The following is a 4,997-nucleotide window of genomic DNA, read 5'->3' as shown; positions in this document are numbered from 1 at the left end:
CGGTTAATTGAAGTAACCATTATCGGCATTATTCTTGGTTATGTGTTCCTCAAGTACGGCTTCATTACGGCCGTCTTCGCTCATGCCTGCATGGACAGCATCCTGATGGGCATGTCGCTCTTCTCCCTGGGACATGTAAGCGATGTGCTCTGCGGGATCTTGTATCTCCTGCTGCCAGCAATCGTCGGCTATTTCCTTACATGGATGCATGGAAAAAGGCGGGGTCCCCTTATTCCTGGGGAACCGCCGCCTCACCTTGGAGCGCTTTAAGAATCTCGCCCGCTAATTTCTCACCTATACCAAGAGGCTTGAAGTCTTGTACTTCGGCCTCTTTAATTTTGCGTACGGAACCGAAATGCTTCAAAAGCGCTTTCCTGCGCTTCTCCCCAATACCAGGGATTGCATCTAGCTGCGAGGCAACCATGGACTTCGCTCTTGTTTCCCGATGGAACGTGATCGCGAAGCGATGGACCTCATCTTGAATCCGTTGAAGCAGGTAGAATTCCTGGCTGTCCCGCGGCAAAGGAATGATCTCTGCGGGATCTCCCATCATCAACTGTGCCGTCTTATGTTTCGCATCCTTCACTAGACCGCAAATCGGAATGTACAGCCCTAGCTCATTCTCCAATACATCGACCGCTGCGGAAATTTGCCCTTTGCCGCCATCGACAACGATAAGATCCGGCATCGTCAGATTATCCTTAAGCACTCGCTCATACCTGCGGCGAATGACCTCGCGCATCGTTTCGTAATCATCCGGGCCAACGACGGTTTTCACTTTGTACTTGCGGTACTCTTTGCGGTCGGGCTTCCCATCTACGAAAACGACCATCGCAGAGACTGGATTCGTCCCCTGAATGTTCGAGTTATCGAACGCTTCAATCCGGCGAATCTTGCCCATACCGAGCCACTCGCCGAGGTTTTCCACGGCTTTGGTCGTCCGGCTTTCGTCCCGCTCCACGAGACGAAACTTCTCATCCAGCGCGTTACGGGCGTTATCTTTGGCCATATCGACCATTTGCTTCTTCAGTCCGCGCTGCGGGATGTGGACCTTGACCTTCAGCCACGATTCCATCGCCTCGCGGACATCTTTCATTTCAGCCTCAGCGTGCGCAGAAGGCTGCTCGGCTTGCTCAACCGAGGCAACGTCTGCCTCAGGGGCAACGCTCGCTTCTGCCTCAGGCATGCTAGGCAGGAAGATCTCCTTCGGCAGCGCAGGGTTGTCGATGTAGACCTGCGTGACATAAGTGATGAAATCACTGTATTCATCACCATAATACGGAAACAGCGAGAYGTGCCGCTCGATCAGCTTGCCCTGGCGCATGTACTGGATATGTACCGCCATCCATCCCTTATCTACCGCATAGCCGAACACGTCGCGGTCCTGCGCATCAACGGCATTGATCTTCTGCTTCTCCATCAGCGCATCGATGCTCATGATATGATCGCGCAGCTCCTTCGCGCGCTCGAAGTTCAGTTCTTCTGCTGCCGCGAGCATCTTGGTCGTCAGCTCTTCCTTAATGACATCGTGTCCCCCGTTCAGGAAACGGGTGATCTCCTGCACCATCCGCTCATTCTGCTCAGCGGATACCTCATATTCGCAAGGCGCCAGACACTGCCCGATATGATAGTATAGGCATACTTTATCGGGCATCGTCTTGCACTTGCGCAGTGGATACAACCGGTCCAGCAGCTTCTTGGTCTGCTGGGCCGCGAAAGCATTCGGATAAGGGCCGAAGTACTTGCCCTTATCCTTGTATACCCGCCGCGTGACTTCCAGGCGCGGCTGCGCTTCATGTGTAATCTTGATATAAGGGAACGTCTTGTSATCCTTGAGGAGTACGTTGTACCGTGGATGATGCTGCTTAATCAGATTACACTCGAGAATGAGCGCCTCCACATTGGAGGAGGTGATGATATATTCAAAGTCGCGGATTTCGCTGACTAGTTTTTGCGTCTTCGCACTGTGGCTTCCTGTGAAATAGGAGCGCACACGATTCTTCAACACTTTGGCTTTTCCTACATAAATGATCGTACCTTCACGGTTTTTCATAATATAACAACCAGGTTTATCCGGTAATAAGGAAAGCTTATGTTTTATCATTTCTAGACGCTGTTCACGGAGAGCCGCGTCCTCCTGCTCATGTTCAAACTCCGTCATGATTCCTATCTCCTTTCGTGCACAAAAAAAGCTCATTTTCAGCATAGCAGAAAATGAGCTTTTTCTCACGAACAATTGTTTCTAGTTTGGAACAACTTATTGATGGCGAGTTACAACATTTTTCAAAGCTTCTTTGGATTGGAAACCAACCACTTTATCAACAGGCTGTCCGTCTTTGAAAACGATCAGTGTTGGGATACTCATTACGCCAAAACGCGCAGCGGACTCTGGATTGTCATCCACATTCACTTTTGCGATTTTCAAAGATTCTACTTCTTTATCAAGCTCTTCCAAAACAGGAGCGATCATTTTGCAAGGTCCGCACCAAGGTGCCCAGAAGTCTACAAGTACTGTACCTTCGCTCTCAACTTCAGCTTTAAAGCTGTTATCAGAAACATTCACGATTGCCATGATAGTTCCTCCTTCTAAGAATGGATTTATAACATCAAGTAGTAATTGCTACCGATGAACGTCAACATGTAAAGTATACCACACCCATAGGCCATTTCAACCAAACCATAAGTTAGCAATCCGGCAGGCTCTGGAACCTAGTTGGATGGCAAGCCTACTGGCAGCCCCTGAAGCCTTTGCTGCTCGATATAAGCAATACGATCCTTCAAGTTCGCCTGCAGCAGCTGCAGCATTTCCATTTGTCGCTCAATGTCCTGAAGCTTCTCCGTATAGAGTGGCAGCAGATCATCGCATTGCGACTCCTGATTTTTCATGACGCAGTTTAGAAAGCTTTCGATTTGCTCGGTCGTAAAGCCCAGGCTCAAATAAAACTGAATGGTTTTCACGCGTTCAACAGCCATTTGGTTAAAAACCCGATAGCCATTCTCTTCGCGCTGCGTTGCGATAAGCCCTTTGGCCTCGTAGTACCGCAAAGAACGAATGCTGGCACCTGTAAGCTTGGATAATTCACTAATCCGCATGGCTTTCACCTTTTTCCTTTTCCTTGATCAAGTAAGGATAACTTTATTGTAAACCATAACACTAATGTCAGAGTCAAGACTTATTTTATTCTTTCCGCTGCTGTCTGTTATTGTTTGCATAATTGTCACTTCCATTAGCTTTACAAGTTTCAGCGAATTTGGGTATACTAAGTTTAAACTTTAGAATGTCGGACGTTAGGGGGTAACCACATGAGCGATCCTAAACACCCTGAGCTTCACGTGTATGAAGAGCCGCGTAACGATTTCATGGATGTTGGTATCGGATTTGGCGCGTTCTTTGGCATCTTGTTTATCATTGCAGCCGTTGCAACTGTTATTCAAGTAATGAAGTAGGCTTGTACAAGCCCATAAGTCAACCGCTTTGCACTGTTGTGTAGGGCGGTTTTTTCATTACATCATCCTTCATTTCATTAGATCATTCCTCATTCCTCATTCCTCATTGCAAAAGGAGACTAGCGATTCAAATGATTAAAGTTCAACCAGAACGTCAAAAACTCATTACTTTTATCGGCTTAACGAACGCAGACTTACGATTATTAAAAAGCAAAGAAGAAGCTTTCCAACTTGTTGTAGAGAAACTGGTCGACCAACTGTATGCCGATATCATCCAGGTTCCTGAGCTTGTAGCGATTATTAAGCAGCACAGCACGATTGAGCGCCTGAAAGAGACGCAGCGTTGGTACTTTCTCTCCATGGCATCCGGACTTATTGACGATGAATACATAATGAAACGCTTATACATAGGAAAAGTGCACTCCCGCATCGGCCTGACAACCTCCTGGTATTTGGGCACGTATTTAAAATATACCGACATCGCCACACAGCATTTCAAAGAAATTATGCCTGACGAGTGGATGCAAGTGCTTCTTGCGTTAAGCAAAATGTTCAACCTGGACAGTCAACTTGTTCTGGAAGCCTACGAGCAGGATGAAAAACTGAAAATCCAAACGCTGGCGGACGAGCAGGCTATCATGCTGACGACCATCTCCAGTGTTGTGCAGGACCTTGCTTCCATGATGGTTGAGCTAGGCGGCAGCAGTCAGACGGTAGCTGATACGGCGATCAAAACGGCGGAGTCGCAAGATTTATCCAACCATCGCATTGACGAACTCCAACATGAGATCAAAGATATCTCCAAAATGGGTTCCGTTATGAAAGAAATCTCCGACCAGACGCATCTGCTTGGTCTCAATGCAGCGATTGAAGCTGCCCGCTCAGGCGAGCATGGCCGCGGCTTTGAAGTTGTCGCTAACGAGGTGCGCAAGCTGGCTACGCATTCACGGGAAGCACTGGATACCATCCAGAAGAAGCTGAAGCTGATCACTCAGAAGCTCGAGCTCGTACAGAAGGGCTCCGAGGAGACGACTCACTTCGCGCGTACACAAGCAGCTAGTGCGCAGGAACTCACTTCATTCGTTCAAATGATTGAGAGCGTAACCACCCAATTGGAACGTTTAAAGAAATCATAACCTTCATTTCTAACATAAAGACCCTTCCATCCACATTTCCTGTGGTAAAAGGGTCTTTTGTTTGATGGAACTGGCGTTAGAACCTCGAATCCTGTACAAGCTACAACAAATTCAAGCTTTTAATTCACTTTCTTTTTCTGAGCAACGCCGATTCCTCCTGCTATTTGCTGCAATTCATCCATTTTCTCGCAATTAACGGAGGTTTCTACCACTAATCTCATCAAATCCAGCAATTTCGGGTAGCCTACCAACGGATTAGCTGGAGTTTCTACACTAGCGTTGCATCAAACCTTACACATTATCAACTTAGCAGATGTTCGTGCAAAAATTCACAAAGTTTCAAACTGACATAAATTAAAAGTAGCTCCACCTAAGCGTAGGCACCATTTTCCAAAAAAATCCATTTATCTTTTT

At 47.3% G+C, this 4,997-nt stretch carries 5 protein-coding genes and 1 pseudogene; 3 read left to right on the top strand and 3 right to left on the bottom strand.

The annotated features are described in order from the left end of the window. Window positions 1-270 (top strand): annotated as a pseudogene (locus tag AC1DUA_RS22960) (CPBP family intramembrane glutamate endopeptidase); the annotation flags it as partial. On the opposite strand, the gene uvrC reads toward AC1DUA_RS22960, so the two are convergent. The 3 genes from uvrC to AC1DUA_RS22945 all read right to left on the bottom strand — a co-directional run bounded on the left by uvrC (window position 230) and on the right by AC1DUA_RS22945 (window position 3,093). After that, entirely contained in the window at window positions 230-2,161 is a 1,932-nt protein-coding gene (gene uvrC, locus AC1DUA_RS22955) for an excinuclease ABC subunit UvrC (protein WP_477501977.1), read from the bottom strand. The pseudogene AC1DUA_RS22960 and the gene uvrC overlap by 41 nt on opposite strands. Before the next feature lie 96 nt (window positions 2,162-2,257). Further along, the gene (gene trxA, locus AC1DUA_RS22950) at window positions 2,258-2,572 is read right to left on the bottom strand and encodes a thioredoxin (protein ID WP_161408703.1); all 315 of its coding nucleotides are present in this window, start codon (window positions 2,570-2,572) and stop codon (window positions 2,258-2,260) included. Window positions 2,573-2,709: 137 nt separating this feature from the next. Then, a complete protein-coding gene (locus AC1DUA_RS22945) occupies window positions 2,710-3,093 on the bottom strand; it encodes a MerR family transcriptional regulator (protein WP_477501978.1) in 384 nt (127 codons plus the stop codon). A gap of 210 nt (window positions 3,094-3,303) precedes the next feature. Between AC1DUA_RS22945 and AC1DUA_RS22940 the strand changes: the two genes are divergently transcribed. Then, complete coding sequence (locus AC1DUA_RS22940) at window positions 3,304-3,447, top strand: YqzM family protein (RefSeq protein WP_161408702.1); 144 nt, start codon at window positions 3,304-3,306, stop codon at window positions 3,445-3,447. Between the two features lie 131 nt (window positions 3,448-3,578). Further along, window positions 3,579-4,583 carry a protoglobin domain-containing protein gene (locus AC1DUA_RS22935; protein ID WP_477501976.1) on the top strand — a complete coding sequence of 335 codons (1,005 nt, stop codon included), beginning with the start codon at window positions 3,579-3,581 and terminating at the stop codon, window positions 4,581-4,583. Window positions 4,584-4,997 lie beyond the last annotated feature (414 nt).

The organism is Paenibacillus sp. 01T422 (assembly GCF_056398785.1).
The sequence above is the reverse complement of the archived record's forward strand: the minus strand, read 5'-3'. Positions and strand labels throughout refer to the sequence as shown.